General features: G+C 48.4%; 17 protein-coding genes and 1 tRNA gene. All 18 read right to left on the minus strand.

Annotation, left to right across the window (positions count from 1 at the left end; genetic code table 11):
- Positions 1–96 (minus strand): GTP-binding protein (locus tag HNR75_RS14965; protein WP_001967706.1); only part of this gene is annotated, 96 nt, incomplete at its 3' end.
- 64 nt (positions 97–160) lie between these two features.
- A complete protein-coding gene (fusA, locus tag HNR75_RS14970) occupies positions 161–2,263 on the minus strand; it encodes an elongation factor G (RefSeq protein ID WP_188027784.1) in 2,103 nt (700 codons plus the stop codon).
- An 81-nt stretch (positions 2,264–2,344) separates the two neighbouring features.
- A complete protein-coding gene (rpsG, locus tag HNR75_RS14975) occupies positions 2,345–2,815 on the minus strand; it encodes a 30S ribosomal protein S7 (RefSeq protein WP_188027785.1) in 471 nt (156 codons plus the stop codon).
- An 84-nt stretch (positions 2,816–2,899) separates the two neighbouring features.
- The gene (gene rpsL, locus HNR75_RS14980; protein ID WP_015879819.1) at positions 2,900–3,274 is read right to left on the minus strand and encodes a 30S ribosomal protein S12; all 375 of its coding nucleotides are present in this window, start codon (positions 3,272–3,274) and stop codon (positions 2,900–2,902) included.
- A 178-nt stretch (positions 3,275–3,452) separates the two neighbouring features.
- Positions 3,453–3,725, minus strand: a complete 273-nt coding sequence (gene tusB / locus HNR75_RS14985; RefSeq protein WP_188027786.1) for a sulfurtransferase complex subunit TusB — start codon at positions 3,723–3,725, stop codon at positions 3,453–3,455.
- Between the two features lie 8 nt (positions 3,726–3,733).
- Positions 3,734–4,090 (minus strand): sulfurtransferase complex subunit TusC, encoded by a 357-nt coding sequence (gene tusC, locus HNR75_RS14990; protein ID WP_188027787.1) that lies wholly within the window; start codon positions 4,088–4,090, stop codon positions 3,734–3,736.
- 7 nt (positions 4,091–4,097) lie between these two features.
- Positions 4,098–4,490, minus strand: a complete 393-nt coding sequence (tusD, locus tag HNR75_RS14995; protein ID WP_223157942.1) for a sulfurtransferase complex subunit TusD — start codon at positions 4,488–4,490, stop codon at positions 4,098–4,100.
- Between the two features lies 1 nt (position 4,491).
- Complete coding sequence (locus tag HNR75_RS15000) at positions 4,492–4,878, minus strand: RidA family protein (RefSeq protein ID WP_188027789.1); 387 nt, start codon at positions 4,876–4,878, stop codon at positions 4,492–4,494.
- A gap of 125 nt (positions 4,879–5,003) precedes the next feature.
- Entirely contained in the window at positions 5,004–9,311 is a 4,308-nt protein-coding gene (rpoC, locus tag HNR75_RS15005; protein WP_188027790.1) for a DNA-directed RNA polymerase subunit beta', read from the minus strand.
- Between the two features lie 89 nt (positions 9,312–9,400).
- Positions 9,401–13,429, minus strand: coding sequence for a DNA-directed RNA polymerase subunit beta (gene rpoB, locus HNR75_RS15010; RefSeq protein ID WP_188027791.1), 4,029 nt, complete (start codon positions 13,427–13,429; stop codon positions 9,401–9,403).
- A 205-nt stretch (positions 13,430–13,634) separates the two neighbouring features.
- Positions 13,635–14,000 carry a 50S ribosomal protein L7/L12 gene (rplL, locus tag HNR75_RS15015; RefSeq protein ID WP_188027792.1) on the minus strand — a complete coding sequence of 122 codons (366 nt, stop codon included), beginning with the start codon at positions 13,998–14,000 and terminating at the stop codon, positions 13,635–13,637.
- Between the two features lie 60 nt (positions 14,001–14,060).
- On the minus strand, positions 14,061–14,564 hold the full coding sequence (gene rplJ / locus HNR75_RS15020; protein ID WP_015879827.1) for a 50S ribosomal protein L10: 504 nt from the start codon (positions 14,562–14,564) through the stop codon (positions 14,061–14,063).
- Positions 14,565–14,797: 233 nt separating this feature from the next.
- Positions 14,798–15,502 carry a 50S ribosomal protein L1 gene (gene rplA / locus HNR75_RS15025; RefSeq protein WP_188027793.1) on the minus strand — a complete coding sequence of 235 codons (705 nt, stop codon included), beginning with the start codon at positions 15,500–15,502 and terminating at the stop codon, positions 14,798–14,800.
- A gap of 4 nt (positions 15,503–15,506) precedes the next feature.
- Entirely contained in the window at positions 15,507–15,935 is a 429-nt protein-coding gene (rplK, locus tag HNR75_RS15030) for a 50S ribosomal protein L11 (RefSeq protein WP_188027794.1), read from the minus strand.
- Between the two features lie 117 nt (positions 15,936–16,052).
- Positions 16,053–16,595: a transcription termination/antitermination protein NusG gene (gene nusG / locus HNR75_RS15035; RefSeq protein ID WP_188027795.1), complete on the minus strand. Its 543-nt coding sequence runs from the start codon at positions 16,593–16,595 to the stop codon at positions 16,053–16,055.
- 3 nt (positions 16,596–16,598) lie between these two features.
- A complete protein-coding gene (secE, locus tag HNR75_RS15040) occupies positions 16,599–16,982 on the minus strand; it encodes a preprotein translocase subunit SecE (RefSeq protein WP_188027796.1) in 384 nt (127 codons plus the stop codon).
- 52 nt (positions 16,983–17,034) lie between these two features.
- Positions 17,035–17,111, minus strand: a tRNA-Trp gene (locus HNR75_RS15045).
- 56 nt (positions 17,112–17,167) lie between these two features.
- Positions 17,168–17,305: EF-Tu C-terminal domain-related protein (locus HNR75_RS15050; RefSeq protein ID WP_484600388.1), on the minus strand; the 138-nt coding region annotated here is incomplete at its 5' end.

Consider the following 17,305-nt stretch of genomic DNA (forward strand, 5'->3'; position numbering starts at 1 on the left):
GATGGCTGCAGTCAGAGTGGTTTTACCGTGGTCAACGTGGCCGATGGTACCAACGTTAACGTGGGGTTTTGTACGTTCAAATTTTTCTTTAGACACGACTTTGTCCTTCCTAATGAGTTATTTCCGCCTGAAAAATCAGGCGGAAAAGTTACATATCAAATTATTTAGAGCGACGATCTTCGATAACTGCTTGCGCGATGTTATTCGGAGTCTCAGCGTACTTACCAAACTCCATAGAGTAAGAAGCACGGCCCTGAGTAGCAGAACGCAGGTCTGTTGCATAACCGAACATTTCTGACAGTGGCACCAGCGCACGAACGATTTTGCCTGATGGACCATCTTCCATGCCTTCGATAATGCCACGACGACGGTTCAGGTCGCCGATTACATCACCCATGTAGTCTTCCGGAGTTTCAACTTCAACCTTCATGATTGGCTCAAGCAGAACTGGGCTGGCTTTCATGAAGCCATCTTTGAACGCCATAGAAGCAGCGATCTTGAACGCCAGTTCAGAAGAGTCAACATCATGGTAAGAACCGAAGTGCAGACGAACACCCAGATCTACTACTGGATAACCAGCCAGAGGACCAGATTTCAGCTGTTCACGGATACCTTTATCAACACCAGGGATAAATTCACCAGGAATTACACCACCCTTGATGTCGTTGGTGAAGGTATAACCAGCACCTTGTTCCAGCGGGAACATGTCGATCACAACGTGACCGTACTGACCACGACCACCAGACTGTTTGGCGTGTTTACCCTGAATATCTTTCGCTTCGTTACGGATGGTTTCACGGTAAGCAACCTGTGGTTTACCCACGTTTGCTTCTACCTTGAATTCACGACGCATACGGTCAACGATGATTTCCAGGTGCAGTTCACCCATACCAGCGATGATGGTCTGACCTGATTCTTCGTCAGTCCACACGCGGAATGATGGATCTTCCTGAGCCAGACGACCCAGCGCCAGACCCATTTTTTCCTGGTCAGCTTTGGTTTTTGGCTCAACCGCAACAGAGATTACTGGCTCTGGGAATTCCATACGCTCCAGAATAATTGGCGCAGACTCCACACACAGAGAGTCACCAGTAGTCACGTCCTTCAGACCGATCGCAGCCGCGATGTCACCAGCGCGAACTTCTTTGATCTCTTCACGTTTGTTAGCGTGCATCTGAACGATACGACCGATACGATCTCTCTTACCTTTAACAGAGTTCAGTACGGTATCACCAGAGTTAACCACACCTGAGTAGCAACGGAAGAAAGTCAGGTTACCAACGAACGGGTCAGTTGCGATTTTGAACGCCAGTGCAGAGAATGGCTCGTCATCACTTGGATGACGTTCTGCTGGTGTACCATCTTCCAGCTGACCAGCGATAGCTGGTACGTCGATTGGTGCAGGCAGATATTCAATTACCGCATCCAGCATCGCCTGAACACCCTTGTTCTTGAATGCAGAACCACAGGTAACCAGAACGATTTCGTTGTTCAGGACGCGTTGACGCAGAGCGGCTTTCATTTCTTCTTCAGAAATTTCTTCGCCGCCCAGGTATTTTTCCATCAGGTCTTCTGATGCTTCAGCAGCAGCTTCAACCAGATTCTGATGCCATTCATCAGCCAGTTCCTGTAACTCAGCAGGGATATCTTCATAAGTGAAGGTAGTGCCCTGGTCTGCTTCGTTCCAGTTAATGGCTTTCATTTTGACCAGATCGATAACACCTTTGAAGTTATCTTCAGCGCCGATTGGCAATTGCAGAGGCACTGCATTACCTTTCAGACGAGTTTTGATCTGTTCAACAGCACGCAGGAAGTTCGCACCGGTACGGTCCATTTTGTTGATGAACGCGATACGTGGAACTTTATACTTGTTAGCCTGGCGCCATACAGTTTCAGACTGCGGCTGAACACCACCTACTGCACAGTAAACCATTACTGCGCCGTCCAGAACACGCATTGAACGCTCTACTTCGATAGTAAAGTCAACGTGACCTGGGGTGTCGATGATGTTGATACGGTGTGGTTGGAATTGTTTACCCATACCACTCCAGAAACAGGTAGTCGCAGCAGAGGTAATGGTAATACCACGCTCTTGTTCCTGTTCCATCCAGTCCATGGTAGCAGCGCCATCATGAACTTCACCAATCTTGTGGTTTACACCGGTGTAAAACAGGATACGTTCAGTAGTCGTTGTTTTACCGGCGTCGATGTGTGCGCTGATACCGATGTTACGGTAACGCTCAATGGGTGTTGCACGAGCCACGATAGATATCCTCTTACTAAGGTTGTGCCTTAGATGACGAAACCGAATACAGGCCACCCGAAGATGGCCTGTATGACCGGATTACCAGCGATAGTGAGCGAATGCTTTGTTCGCTTCAGCCATACGGTGCACGTCTTCACGTTTCTTAACCGCAGAGCCTTTGTTTTCAGCCGCATCCAACAGTTCACCTGCCAGACGCTGAGCCATTGATTTTTCACCACGTTTGCGAGCAGCTTCAACCAACCAGCGCATAGCCAGGGCATTACGACGCACAGGGCGAACTTCTACCGGAACCTGGTAAGTAGAACCACCAACACGGCGGGATTTAACTTCCACGTTCGGACGAATGTTGTCCAGCGCACCTTCAAAAGTAACTAAGTGGTCTTTACCACTCTTCTGAGCAATGATGTCCAATGCACCGTAAACGATGCTTTCAGAGACGGATTTTTTACCGTCAACCATTACTACGTTGATAAATTTAGCCAGCAGCTCAGAACCGAATTTAGGATCTGGCAGAATCTTACGCTGACCAACAACGCGACGTCTTGGCATTTTACGTTCTCCGTAAACTTCAGGGATTACCCAAAACTAAAATATAGTTTAAAAAAGTGTTTGGCCTTACTTAACGGAAAACCATTAAGCCTTAGGCTTCTTAACGCCGTACTTAGAGCGGCTCTGCTTACGGTCTTTAACACCTGAGCAGTCCAGCGCGCCACGTACAGTGTGATAACGCACACCTGGCAAGTCTTTAACACGACCACCACGGATCAGAACAACAGAGTGTTCCTGCAGGTTGTGGCCTTCACCACCGATGTAAGAAGTTACTTCGAATCCGTTAGTTAAACGAACACGGCACACCTTACGCAGTGCTGAGTTAGGTTTTTTAGGAGTGGTAGTATATACACGGGTACATACACCACGTTTTTGTGGGCAAGCATTCAAGGCAGGAACGCTGCTTTTTACAACTTGCTTAACGCGCGGCTTGCGAACAAGCTGGTTAATAGTTGCCATTAAAAGCTCCTGATAATAGCAATAGCTTTACAAACATGTGAAAAATCCTCCCCGCAGATACGGGGACGCAAAATTTTATGCTTGTCTGTATTTTGAGTCAAGATTTATACAGCTTTTGATGACTCATTCAGAGTTTAAGAAAAAGTATAGGCGACGAAAGAGACTTTACAGGATAATTTTACCAGCACAGAGGGCTGCCATATGTAACCACCAGATCCACATACCCCTCCATAGTAATGATTTTCCCTACTTTTGCCTTTAAAGCTCGGGCTTGTAGATCTTCATGTAAAACATAGACCTCTCTATTCCCCAATATAGAGCTCCATTTATCTACCGCAGTAGCGATCACTGCATCCTGAACCAAAACCAGCTGATCATCTGACTGCATGAATTCAAGACAGTTTTGTAGTGTGGTTTGTGCGAATGGTGATGAGGAAATAACATGCAGCATAGTATTTCTCAGAACATCAGTTTTATCGGATATGCCAGCAGTGCTTGCCGGAATTCGTCTGCAGCAAGAACTGTTACAGGCATCAACAGTTGCGAAGGGTCTATATTCCGCTCGCTTAATGCGGTTTCAGCGACATAGATATGTTCAATATCATACAGGTCACATAGCTTAAACATTGCAGTGTGATCTTTGGTCAGTATTTTTTCCGGTTGCTGATTTTTTATCAGCTGATATACACCATCATCCATAAAGAATGCAGCTAATTCATCGGTATAGACTGATGTTGCCAATAAGGCATCCACTCCTTCCCTGCCAGTTGCATACCCATAAGGAGCTTGTCTGAATATGAAAGCAATTTGATTCATAGCCACCTCAGAATCTGACAACCCGATCTGCTGTTAACAACATTTCGGCTAGCTGCCCCAACCCCGACAGCAAAAAAGGAGGTTCAACATTGTATCCCGGCATCCCAGCTTCCTGTGCTGTAAGAGCATCCAGGATACCGCGCCGCTGTGCAGCAGCGATGCAGGTATGTAATTCAATATTGTATTTATTGGCTAATTCAACCCATAACGCATGTAAATCGGGCTCATCAGTTGCTGGAGCGGAAAAAACGTTCGCATTGCTAACACCATCCTGATAAAAAAACACGCCAATGATAGCGTGTCCTTTTGCCAGAACTGCCTGGGCAAACTGATAAGCCGAAGCCGATTGTTGTGTACCATAGCTCGGTCCGGTAACCAGAAGGGCAAAATTCATCGGCATGCTACTTAGCTACATAAGCAATAGCTTCAACCTCAACCAGAACATCCTTGGGCAATCTGGCAACTTCAACACAAGAACGAGCCGGCGCATTACTGGTGAAAAAAGTGGCATAAACTTCGTTAAAAGCGATGAAGTCATTCATATCTTTTAAGAAACAAGTGGTTTTGACCACGGTATCTGTTGATGCCCCAGCAGCTTCCAGAATAGCTTTCAGATTTCGTAATGACTGCTCCGCCTGAGCTTTGATATCACCGGTTACCAACTGCATGGTTTCAGGAATCAGCGGGATCTGGCCTGATGTAAAAATTAAATCACCTAACTTAGTTGCCTGAACATAAGGACCAATTGCTGCAGGTGCTTTTTCGGTTGCAATAATAGACTTGGACATCATTCCCTCGTTACCCGTTAACAAAATTCAGCTGATAGTAATACCAGCCATGGATCTGGTGCAACTTTACACATAAAAAAAAGAGGCCCTGAAGGGCCTCTCGGATAATTACGCATTAGTAATGCTTATTCTGCATTCAGGTTACCAGCTGCATTCAGCAAATCGGCCAGATTCTGTTCTGCCTCATCCGCTGTCACTTGTGGTGCCTGAGGCACTACTGCCTGTGCTGCGTTTTTACGTTTCTGCAGACGGTTGTGGTGATAAGCAAAACCAGTACCAGCAGGGATCAGTCGACCAACGATCACGTTTTCTTTCAGACCACGCAGATCATCAACCTTACCGGACACAGCGGCTTCGGTCAGTACGCGGGTAGTTTCCTGGAACGATGCTGCAGAGATGAAAGACTCTGTATTCAGCGACGCTTTGGTAATACCCATCAGTACACGACGGAAAGTTGCAGGCTGTTTACCTTCGGCAACCAGCTTACGGTTTGCAATCTTCACGCGAACCACGTCAGCCTGTTCACCTTCCAGCAGATCAGAATCGCCTGGATTGATGATTTCACACTTACGCAGCATCTGACGCACGATCACTTCGATGTGCTTATCGTTAATTTTTACGCCTTGCAGACGGTAAACGTCCTGCACTTCGTTAACGATATAGTTAGCTACCGGGCTGATACCACGCAGACGCAGAATGTCGTGTGCAGATTCAGGACCATCCGCCAGCACTTCACCTTGCTGAACCTTTTCACCTTCGAACACGTTCAGGTTACGCCACTTCGGAATCATTTCCTCGTAAGCTTCACCACCGTCGGTCGGTGTAATCACCAGACGACGTTTACCCTTGGTTTCTTTACCAAAGGAAATGGTCCCTGAAATTTCCGCTAGGATAGCCGGTTCTTTCGGTTGACGGGCTTCAAACAAGTCAGCAACACGAGGCAGACCACCGGTAATATCCTTGGTACCACTGGATGCCTGTGGAATACGCGCAACCGCGTCACCCACGTTCACCTGTGCACCGTCTTCCAGCTGAACAATCGCCTGACCAGGCAGGAAGTATTGCGCAGCCACTTCAGTACCCGGGATCAGAACGTCTTTACCGTTTGCATCCACCAGTTTCACCGTCGGACGCAGTTCTTTACCGGTAGAGGTACGTTCGTTGACATCCAGAACCACGATGCTGGACAAACCAGTCAGTTCGTCGGTCTGACGAGTGATGGTGATGCCTTCGATCATGTTCTCGAACTGGATACGACCCGCCACTTCAGTAATGATTGGGTGGGTATGAGGATCCCAGTTAGCAACGATTTCACCAGCCTTCACAGCCTGGCCATCTTTCACTTCCAGCACAGAACCGTATGGCAGTTTGTGACTTTCTTTCGTCCGTCCCAACTCATCCATAATGGTCAGTTCTGATGAACGTGAGGTGATAACCAGCTTGCCTGCACTGTTCTCAACAGATTTAGCATTCTGCAGTTTGACCACACCAGTATTTTTAACTGATGCACTGCTTTCTGCCGCTGCCCGCGATGCCGCACCACCGATGTGGAACGTACGCATGGTCAGCTGTGTACCCGGTTCACCGATAGATTGTGCTGCGATAACACCAGTAGCTTCACCGTTGTTAACCAGATGACCACGTGCCAGATCACGACCGTAGCAATGCGCACAGATACCGAAATCAGATTCACACGCGATAGCAGAACGGACTTTAATACGATCAACGGAATTACGTTCCAGCGTGTTACACCACTGTTCATCCAGCAGTGTGTTACGCGGGATCAGTACATCCTCGGTACCTGGTTTCAGCACATCTTCAGCAACGACACGACCCAGTACACGTTCGCGTAATGGTTCAACAACATCGCCACCTTCGATCAGCGGAGTCATCCACAGACCTTCAGAGGTACCGCAATCCAGTTCGGTGATCACCACGTCCTGAGCCACGTCAACCAGACGACGAGTCAGATAACCGGAGTTCGCTGTTTTAAGCGCGGTATCCGCCAGACCTTTACGCGCACCGTGAGTTGAGATGAAGTACTGCAGTACGTTCAGACCTTCACGGAAGTTCGCTACGATTGGCGTTTCGATGATCGAGCCGTCTGGCTTAGCCATCAGACCACGCATACCAGCCAGCTGACGGATCTGAGCGGCAGAACCACGCGCACCGGAATCGGCCATCATAAATACGCTGTTAAACGATGCCTGGACTTCATCTTCACCGAGGGTGTTCTGTCTTGTCTCTTTAGACAAGTTTTCCATCATCGCTTTGGATACACGTTCGTTCGCGCTTGCCCAGATATCGATAACTTTGTTGTAACGTTCGCCGGCAGTTACCAGACCAGACTGGAACTGTTCCTGGATTTCAGCAACTTCCGCTTCTGCGGAGGCAATGATTTCCTTTTTCGCTTCCGGAATAACCATGTCGTCGATACCGACAGAAGAACCTGACAGTGCCGCATAGTGGAAACCGGTATACATCAGCTGGTCAGCAAAGATAACGGTATCTTTCAGACCTTGCTTGCGATAGCAGGTGTTCAACACTTTGGAGATCTGTTTCTTGCCCATTGCCTGGTTAGAAACATATTTGATCCAACGTTCCGGATGCGCAGCCAGTTCGGCTTTACCCGCTTCCGTCATCGGTAGTGGTGGATCAATCAGCGCATATTCCATACCTTTTGGCAGGATCAGCGACAGGATCGCACGACCGACGGTGGTGTTTTTCAGCTCGATTTTGGCAACCAGCTCACCAGCTTCGTTTTTCACATATTCGGTGATACGGCATTTTACACGGGCATGCAGTGACGCCAGGCCAGCACGGTAGACTTTCTCAGCCTCTTTCGCACTGGACAACACCATGCCTTCACCTTTGGCACCAACACATGAGCGGGTCATGTAATACAGACCCAATACCACGTCCTGAGAAGGAACGATGATTGGTTCGCCTGATGCAGGAGACAGGATGTTGTTGGTTGACATCATCAAGGCACGCGCTTCGAGCTGCGCTTCCAGTGTCAGCGGTACGTGTACCGCCATCTGGTCACCGTCGAAGTCCGCGTTGAACGCAGAACACACGAGCGGATGCAGCTGAATAGCTTTACCTTCGATCAGAATCGGTTCGAACGCCTGAATACCCAGACGGTGCAGTGTTGGCGCACGGTTCAGCATGACAGGATGTTCACGGATCACTTCATCCAGAATATCCCATACCACCGCTTCTTCGCGTTCAACCATCTTCTTCGCAGCTTTGATGGTTGTTGCCAGACCACGGGTTTCCAGCTTGCCATAGATGAACGGCTTGAACAGTTCCAGCGCCATTTTCTTAGGCAGACCACACTGATGCAGACGCAGAGTAGGACCTACGGTAATAACCGAACGGCCTGAATAGTCAACACGTTTACCCAGCAAGTTCTGACGGAAACGACCCTGCTTACCTTTGATCATGTCAGCCAAAGATTTCAGAGGACGTTTGTTTGAACCAGTGATAGCACGCCCACGACGGCCGTTATCCAGCAACGCATCAACCGCTTCCTGCAACATACGTTTTTCGTTACGTACGATGATATCCGGCGCAGCCAGATCCAGCAGACGTTTCAGACGGTTGTTACGGTTGATCACGCGACGATATAAATCGTTCAGATCTGAAGTAGCGAAACGACCACCATCCAGCGGAACCAGCGGACGCAGATCCGGAGGTAAAACTGGCAGTACAGTCATGATCATCCATTCTGGCTTGTTGCCAGATTGCAGGAATGATTCCATCAGCTTCAGACGTTTTGTTGTCTTTTTACGCTTGGTTTCGGAATTAGTCTGGCTCAGTTCTTCGCGCATTGTCGCGATTTCATGTTCCAGATCCTGCGCACGTAACAGTGCCAGGATTGCTTCCGCACCCATTTTGGCATCGAATTCATCGCCGTATTCTTCCAGTGCATCCAGATACTGTTCTTCTGTCAGCATCTGACTACGCTCAAGGCTGGTCATGCCTGGATCAACAACAACGAATGATTCGAAATAAAGTACACGTTCGATATCACGCAGGGTCATGTCAAGTAACAGACCAATACGTGACGGCAGTGACTTCAGAAACCAGATGTGAGCCACAGGAGAAGCCAGCTCAATATGACCCATACGCTCACGACGTACTTTGGTCTGAGTAACTTCTACACCACATTTTTCACAGATCACACCACGGTGTTTCAGACGCTTATACTTACCGCACAAGCATTCGTAATCTTTGACTGGTCCGAAGATGCGAGCGCAAAACAGACCGTCACGTTCTGGCTTGAACGTACGATAATTGATGGTTTCAGGCTTTTTAACTTCACCGAATGACCAGGAACGGATCATGTCAGGCGAAGCCAGACCGATCTTGATACCGTCAAACTCTTCAGTCTTGCTCTGCGCTTTTAAAAACTTGAGTAAGTCTTTCACCTGTATCTCCCGTCAGGAGTTTAACTTCGGTATGCCATAAAGCGGCATACCGTTACTATTCAGTGTCCAGCAAGTAAGGACTTTCGTCCTTACTCTTCTTCCAGCTCGATGTTGATACCCAGAGAGCGGATTTCTTTCAGCAATACGTTGAAAGATTCTGGCATGCCTGGCTCCATGCGGTGGTCGCCATCCACGATGTTCTTATACATCTTAGTACGACCATTCACATCGTCCGACTTGACAGTCAACATTTCCTGCAGAGTGTAAGCTGCACCGTATGCTTCCAGTGCCCACACTTCCATTTCCCCGAAACGCTGACCACCGAACTGTGCTTTACCACCCAGAGGTTGCTGAGTAACCAGACTGTATGAGCCCGTAGAACGCGCATGCATCTTGTCATCAACCAAGTGGTTCAGCTTCAGCATGTACATGTAACCAACGGTTACTGTACGCTCGAACGGCATACCGGTACGACCATCGAACAGTGTGATCTGACCTGATTCTGGTTTATCCGCCAGCTTCAGCAGTTCTTTGATTTCGCGCTCTTTGGCACCATCAAATACCGGAGTAGCAACAGGCAGACCTTTGCGCAGGTTCTGAACCAGCGTACGAACATCGTCATCGCTCAGTTCATTAACATCTACACGTTTCTGATCACTGCCGCCCAAGTCATAGACACGTTGCAGGAACTCACGCAGTTCTGCCAGTTCGCGCTGCTCTTTGACCATGCGATCGATTTTCTCGCCGATACCTTTCGCAGCCAGACCGAGGTGAACTTCCAGAATCTGACCAATGTTCATACGAGATGGTACGCCCAGAGGGTTCAGCACGATATCAACCGGATTACCGCTTTCATCGTATGGCATGTCTTCAACCGGACAAATTTTGGAGATAACCCCTTTGTTACCGTGACGACCCGCCATCTTGTCACCAGGCTGGATGCGACGTTTTACTGCCAGATAGACTTTAACGATCTTCAGTACGCCCGGAGCCAGATCATCACCCTGGATGATTTTCTGACGCTTGGCTTCAAACTTGCGATCAAACTCTTCTTTCAGCGCAACATGCTGTTCAGCAATCTGTTCCAGCTCAACCTGTTTGCCTTCGTCATCTAATGACTGTTCCAGCCATTTTTTACGTTCCAGCTTGGATAATCTCTCTTCGCCGAAACCAGTAGCCAGCAGCAATGAACGGGCACGGTTGAAAATGCCGTCTTCCAGGATCTTGAACTCTTCGGTCAGATCTTTCTTGGCATCACGCAGTTGCATGTCTTCAACTTCTTTGGCGCGTTTGTCTTTTTCTACGCCATCACGAGTGAAGACCTGAACGTCGATAACGGTACCGTATACACCATTCGGCACACGCAGCGATGAATCTTTCACATCTGACGCTTTTTCACCGAAGATAGCACGCAGCAGTTTTTCTTCCGGAGTCAGCTGAGTTTCACCTTTTGGCGTCACTTTACCAACCAGAATATCGCCACCCTTCACTTCAGCGCCAACGTAAACGATACCTGACTCGTCCAATTTGGACAGAGCAGCTTCACCTACGTTAGGAATATCAGCAGTGATTTCTTCCGGGCCTAACTTGGTATCACGGGCGATACAAGACAGTTCCTGAATATGAATCGTAGTCAGGCGGTCTTCCTGTACAACACGTTCTGAAACCAGAATCGAGTCTTCGAAGTTATAACCGTTCCAAGGCATGAACGCGACGCGCATGTTCTGACCCAGCGCCAGCTCACCCAAATCGGTGGAAGGACCGTCAGCCAGTACGTCACCCAGCATGACCGGTTCACCAACAGACACACATGGGCGCTGGTTGATACAGGTATTCTGGTTAGAACGGGTATATTTGGTCAGGTTATAGATGTCGATACCGGCTTCGCCTGGTAACAGTTCATCGTCATTAACCTTGACAACAATACGTGAGGCATCAACGTAATCAATAACACCACCACGTTTGGCAACCACAGTTACACCGGAGTCAACGGCCACAGCACGTTCCATACCAGTACCAACCAGCGGCTTGTCAGCACGCAGAGTCGGAACGGCCTGACGTTGCATGTTCGAACCCATCAATGCACGGTTCGCGTCATCGTGTTCCAGGAATGGGATCAGTGATGCCGCAACAGAGACGACCTGCTGAGGACTGACGTCCATATACTGGATCTGCTCCGCATTCATGAAGGTGGATTCACCTTTATGGCGGCATGGAACCAGCTCGTCTTTCAGACGACCGTTTTCATCCACATTGGCATTCGCCTGTGCAATCACAAAGTTACCTTCTTCGATTGCAGACAGGTAATCCACCTCATCAGTGATCACACCGTCGATGACTTTACGGTATGGCGTTTCCAGGAAACCGTATTCGTTGGTACGGGAGTAAACCGCCAGCGAGTTGATCAGACCGATGTTCGGACCTTCAGGTGTTTCGATTGGACACAGACGACCATAGTGAGTCGGATGTACGTCTCGAACTTCGAAGCCGGCACGTTCACGAGTCAGACCACCAGGACCCAGTGCTGAAATACGGCGTTTGTGCGTAATTTCAGACAGCGGGTTGTTCTGATCCATAAACTGTGACAGCTGGCTGGAGCCAAAGAATTCTTTAACGGCAGCTGAAATTGGCTTCGCGTTGATCAAATCCTGTGGCTGAACGGCATCCAGGTCACCCAGAGACAGACGCTCTTTTACGGCACGTTCAACACGAACCAGGCCCACACGGAATTGGTTTTCGGCCATTTCACCGACGGAACGGATACGACGGTTACCCAGATGATCGATATCATCCACGTCATCTTTACCGTTACGGATAGCAATCAGCTGTTTCATCACGTCGACAATATCATCTTCGGACAAAATACCAGTGCCAATATGCTCCGGACGTGCCAGACGGCTGTTAAACTTCATGCGACCAACCGTTGACAGATCGTAACGGTCAGCAGAGAAGAACAGGTTTTCGAACAACTGTTCTGCAGCATCTTTCGTTGGCGGTTCACCCGGACGCATCATGCGGTAGATTTCTACCAGCGCTTCCAGACGATTTGCGGTCGGATCAATACGCAGTGTTTCTGAAATATAAGGACCATGATCCAGTTCGTTTGTGAACAGGACTTCAAACTGTTTAAATCCAGCTTGTGACAGGTTAGCAATAGCTTCCAGGCTCAGTGCAGTATTTGCATTGATCATCACTTCGCCCGTCTGTGGATTTACGTAGTCTCTGGCAGAAATCTTGCCAACGACATACTCAACCGGTACCTCGATCTGGGTAACACCGGCTTTTTCCAGCTGACGAATGTGGCGAGCTGTAATTCGGCGGCCTTTTTCAACCACCACATCACCACCGGCAATAATATCGAAAGTCGCAGTTTCACCACGCAGACGTTCCGGTACCAGTTCCATCAGAACTTTGCCGTCTTTGATTTCGAATTTAATGGTCTCGAAGAAAGTCGCAAGGATCTCTTCAGTAGTAAATTCTAATGCGCGCAGAATAATGGTCGCCGGCAATTTACGGCGGCGGTCAATACGCACAAACAGGTTGTCTTTAGCATCAAATTCGAAATCCAACCAGGAACCACGGTAAGGAATAACGCGTGCGTTATACAGAACCTTACCTGAAGAGTGGGTTTTACCCTTATCGTGATCAAAGAACACGCCTGGGCTGCGATGCAGCTGGGAAACGATAACACGCTCAGTACCATTGATAACAAAAGTACCGTTATCGGTCATCAGCGGGATTTCGCCCATGTATACTTCTTGTTCTTTAATTTCTTTGACAGTGCCTGCCGCCGCTTCTTTGTCAAACAGCACTAAGCGCAACTTCACGCGCAATGGAGCTGAATAGGTGACGCCACGGATCTGACACTCTTTTACGTCAAAGACCGGTTCTCCCAAGCGATAGCTGACATATTGCAGCTCCGCAGTACCAGAATAGCTGGTAATGGGGAATACGCTGCGGAATGCAGCCTCAAGCCCGTACGCCCCTTCCGGGTCGGCATCAAGGAATTGTTTGAAGGAGTCCAGCTGAATGGACAAGAGATAAGGCGTTTCCAGTACCTGATCACGCTTACCGAAGTCCTTACGAATGCGTTTTTTTTCGGTATAAGAGTTAACCATAGGGTTCCTCAGCTCGCTGATAAGTGACCCAAGCTGCTCTGGCCAGAGCAGTTCTGTATCATTGCTACGATCGTACGTTTCGTACGTAATTATAAGCCCAGGTGAGCAATGTGAAATCCTGTGGCTTACAGCGCAAAAGGGCCGGTGAAATTTCTTCACCAGCCCTAGCCTGTTTTATCAGGCCGCTAACCTACTGTTAAGTAGATTATTTGATCTCAACAGAAGCACCTGCAGCTTCCAGCTCTTTCTTCAGAGCTTCAGCTTCTTCTTTAGAGATTGCTTCTTTAACTGGAGTTGGAGCCGCTTCTACCAGGTCTTTAGCTTCTTTCAGACCCAGAGAAGTTGCACTACGAACTGCCTTGATTACTGCTACTTTGTTAGCACCAGCCGCAGTCAGGATTACGTCGAATTCAGTTTTTTCTTCTACAGCTTCTGCAGCAGCAGGAGCAGCTGCAACAGCAGCAGCAGCAGAAACACCGAACTTCTCTTCCATAGCGGTGATCAGTTCTACAACTTCCATTACGGACATAGAAGCAACTGCTTCGATGATTTGATCTTTAGTGATAGACATGAGAAAAAATTCCTGTCGTTGAAGTATTAAAAATAAAAATAATCTGTTCTGTTACAAGAATTAAGCCGCTTCGGCTTCTTTCTTGTCGCGCAGAGCTGCCAGAGTACGAACCAGCTTGCCAGCTGAAGCTTCTTTCATAGTCGCCATCAGTTTCGCAATTGCTTCTTCGTAAGTTGGCAGAGTTGCCAGACGATCAATTTGAGCTGCAGGGATGAATTCACCCTGGAACGCACCACCCTTGATAGAGAACTTGTCGTTCCCTTTAGCAAACTCTTTGAACAGACGAGCAGCAGCGCCCGGGTGTTCGTTAGAGAACGCGATCAGGGTTGGACCAACAAATACGTCTTTCATGCATTCGAAGTCGGAACCTTCTACTGCACGAGTCAGCAGAGTGTTACGAACAACACGCATGTAAACGCCTGCTTCACGAGCAGACTGACGCAGAGCGGTCATCTTGGCTACGGTTACGCCGCGTGAATCGGCAGCAACAGCAGACAGTGCGCCTTTGGCAGCTTCGCTGACTTCAGCGACAATCGCTTTTTTGTCTTCGAGTCCTAACGCCATTGGCTTACTCCTGGAAATAATCTGGGCGAACCCAGAGCTGTCAACACCTCTCTTTTCAGAGAGAACTCGGTGGCAGATCCAGAAGAAAGAAATCTTTCTCGCTGGGTTCCGGCACCGTCTACGCAGGAAAATTAAGGTTTACACCACCTGCGGTCTTGGACGGGAGTCGAGACCCCCAACCAAACTAAGGGGCAAGATTATAGACTATAACCTTGCCCCTAGTAAATATGCGCTTACGCAGCGTTGGTATCCAGAGAAGCCTGATCAACAGCCATACCTGCACCCATAGTGGTAGACAGGCTAACTTTCTTGATGAATTGGCCTTTAGAAGTAGATGGCTTCGCTTTTTTCAGCGCAACCAGCAGTGATTCCAAGTTCTCTTTCAGCTGAGCTTCAGTGAAGTCAACCTTACCAATGGTAGAATGGATGATACCATTCTTGTCGTTACGGTAACGAACCTGACCCGCTTTAGCGTTTTTAACTGCTTCAGCAACGTTAGGGGTTACAGTACCAACTTTCGGGTTTGGCATCAGACCACGTGGGCCCAGGATTTGACCCAGCTGACCAACAACGCGCATTGCATCCGGAGAAGCAATAACAACGTCAAAGTTCAGTTCACCACGTTTAACCTGTTCAGCCAGGTCGTCCATACCTACCAGGTCAGCGCCGGCTGCAGTTGCAGCTTCAGCGTTAGCGCCCTGAGTAAATACAGCTACGCGAACAGTACGACCGGTACCGTGAGGCAGTACAGTTGCACCACGAACGTTCTGGTCTGATTTACGAGCGTCGATGCCGAGGTTAACAGCTACGTCAACGCTTTCAACGAACTTAGCAGTAGCCAGTTCTTTCAGTAAGGCAACAGCTTCGGTGATGCCGTACTCTTTAGTACCATCAACCTTTTCACGAATTACGCGCATGCGCTTAGTCAGTTTAGCCATTGTCTTATTCCTCCACTACCAGACCCATTGAACGGGCAGAGCCAGCGATACAGCGGGCTTTCGCTTCCAGATCAGCACCAGTCATATCTGGTTCTTTGGTCTTAGCGATTTCCAGCAGTTGAGCGTGAGTCACTTTACCAACTTTGTCTTTGTGTGGTTTGGAAGAACCAGACGTGATACCAGCCGCTTTTTTCAGCAGGAAAGAAGCAGGTGGAGTCTTAGTTTCGAAAGTGAAAGAACGGTCACTGTATACAGTGATTACAACTGGAGTAGGCGCGCCTTTTTCCAGTTTTTCTGTACGAGCGTTGAACGCTTTACAGAATTCCATGATGTTAACACCGTGCTGACCCAGTGCTGGACCAACTGGCGGAGATGGATTCGCCATACCGGCTTTAACTTGCAGCTTGATATAAGCTGAAACTTTCTTTGCCATTTTTAAATTACCTCAAATGTGGGTTCTAGCGCCTCGGAGTAAACTCGTCATAGGCTCCCCAATAGAAAAGGGGCAGCGAATTATAGGGATAACCGCTGCCCCGTACAACAAATAATCTTAAACTTTTTCTACCTGGCTGAAATCAAGTTCAACCGGTGTAGCACGACCGAAAATCAGAACAGAAACCTTCAGGCGGCTCTTCTCATAATCCACTTCTTCAACCGTACCATTGAAGTCAGCAAACGGACCGTCTGATACGCGAATGACTTCGCCTGGCTCAAACAGAGTCTTATGTTTTGGCTTATCTGCAGACTCCTGCAGGCGGTTCAGAATTGCATCTGCTTCTTTGTCGGTAATAGGTGCAGGACGATCGGATGTGCCGCCGATGAAACCCATTACACGAGGAACGTTACGAACCAGATGCCATGTTGCATCGTTCATGATCATTTGAACCAGGACATAGCCCGGGAAAAATTTACGTTCGCTTTTACGTTTTTGCCCGGCGCGCATTTCTACGACTTCTTCGGTAGGGACTAACACCTCACCGAATAGATCTTCCATGCCGTGCATTTTGATATGTTCTTTCAGGGATTTGGCTACGCGGCCTTCAAAACCGGAAAAGGCCTGCACAACATACCATCTCATACGTTGTTCTGACATTGATTACCCCTTCATTCCGGTGATTAACTCGACCAGCCAAATCAGAGCACCATCGATTAAGAATAAGAATAGGCCCACGACAACGGTAAATGCAAAGATGATCAGGGTTGTCTGAATAGTTTCCTGGCGGGTTGGCCACACTACTTTACGGACTTCCTTGATGGATTCACGACTAAAAGTAAGCAGTGCTTTACCCTGAATCGTCTGCATTGCGGTCACCGCGGCTATAGCAAACACAATGACTACTGCGACAATACGGATCAACAGTGACTTTTCAGCAAAAACTGAATTACCAACCACCGCAGCTGCCAGAAGAATGAAAACCAGCCCCCACAATGCGATGTTTTTTCCTTTGCTTTGGCTCTGGCTCTCGGTATTCACACTCATACAATCTACCTGTATTCGCTTTTCAGTGCATTAAATCCGCTATTTGCGGTATTGGCAGGGGCGGAGGGATTCGAACCCCCAACCATCGGTTTTGGAGACCGCTGTTCTACCAATTGGAACTACGCCCCTAAGATAACAAAGCCCCGATTATAGGGGCTTTGTTTATATTTGTAACCGAAAAAGAATTATTCGATTACTTTAGCAACAACACCCGCGCCTACGGTACGGCCGCCTTCACGGATTGCAAAACGCAGACCTTCATCCATCGCGATTGGGTGGATCAGGGTGACTACCATCTTGATGTTGTCGCCTGGCATTACCAT

The sequence above is a fragment of the Tolumonas osonensis genome, assembly GCF_014202415.1.
Classification (GTDB): domain Bacteria; phylum Pseudomonadota; class Gammaproteobacteria; order Enterobacterales; family Aeromonadaceae; genus Tolumonas; species Tolumonas osonensis.

Bases quoted from the DNA above. Each gene is read 5' to 3' on its own strand.
- rplJ (WP_015879827.1), bottom strand. From the start codon at position 14,564: ATGGCGTTAGGACTCGAAGACAAAAAAGCGATTGTCGCTGAAGTCAGC.
- rpoB (WP_188027791.1), bottom strand. From the start codon at position 13,429: ATGGTTAACTCTTATACCGAAAAAAAACGCATTCGTAAGGACTTCGGT.
- tusC (WP_188027787.1), bottom strand. From the start codon at position 4,090: ATGAATCAAATTGCTTTCATATTCAGACAAGCTCCTTATGGGTATGCA.
- tusB (WP_188027786.1), bottom strand. From the start codon at position 3,725: ATGCTGCATGTTATTTCCTCATCACCATTCGCACAAACCACACTACAA.
- rpsL (WP_015879819.1), bottom strand. From the start codon at position 3,274: ATGGCAACTATTAACCAGCTTGTTCGCAAGCCGCGCGTTAAGCAAGTT.
- secE (WP_188027796.1), bottom strand. From the start codon at position 16,982: ATGAGTGTGAATACCGAGAGCCAGAGCCAAAGCAAAGGAAAAAACATC.
- HNR75_RS15000 (WP_188027789.1), bottom strand. From the start codon at position 4,878: ATGTCCAAGTCTATTATTGCAACCGAAAAAGCACCTGCAGCAATTGGT.
- nusG (WP_188027795.1), bottom strand. From the start codon at position 16,595: ATGTCAGAACAACGTATGAGATGGTATGTTGTGCAGGCCTTTTCCGGT.
- rplA (WP_188027793.1), bottom strand. From the start codon at position 15,502: ATGGCTAAACTGACTAAGCGCATGCGCGTAATTCGTGAAAAGGTTGAT.
- rpsG (WP_188027785.1), bottom strand. From the start codon at position 2,815: ATGCCAAGACGTCGCGTTGTTGGTCAGCGTAAGATTCTGCCAGATCCT.
- rplL (WP_188027792.1), bottom strand. From the start codon at position 14,000: ATGTCTATCACTAAAGATCAAATCATCGAAGCAGTTGCTTCTATGTCC.
- rplK (WP_188027794.1), bottom strand. From the start codon at position 15,935: ATGGCAAAGAAAGTTTCAGCTTATATCAAGCTGCAAGTTAAAGCCGGT.
- tusD (WP_223157942.1), bottom strand. From the start codon at position 4,490: ATGCCGATGAATTTTGCCCTTCTGGTTACCGGACCGAGCTATGGTACA.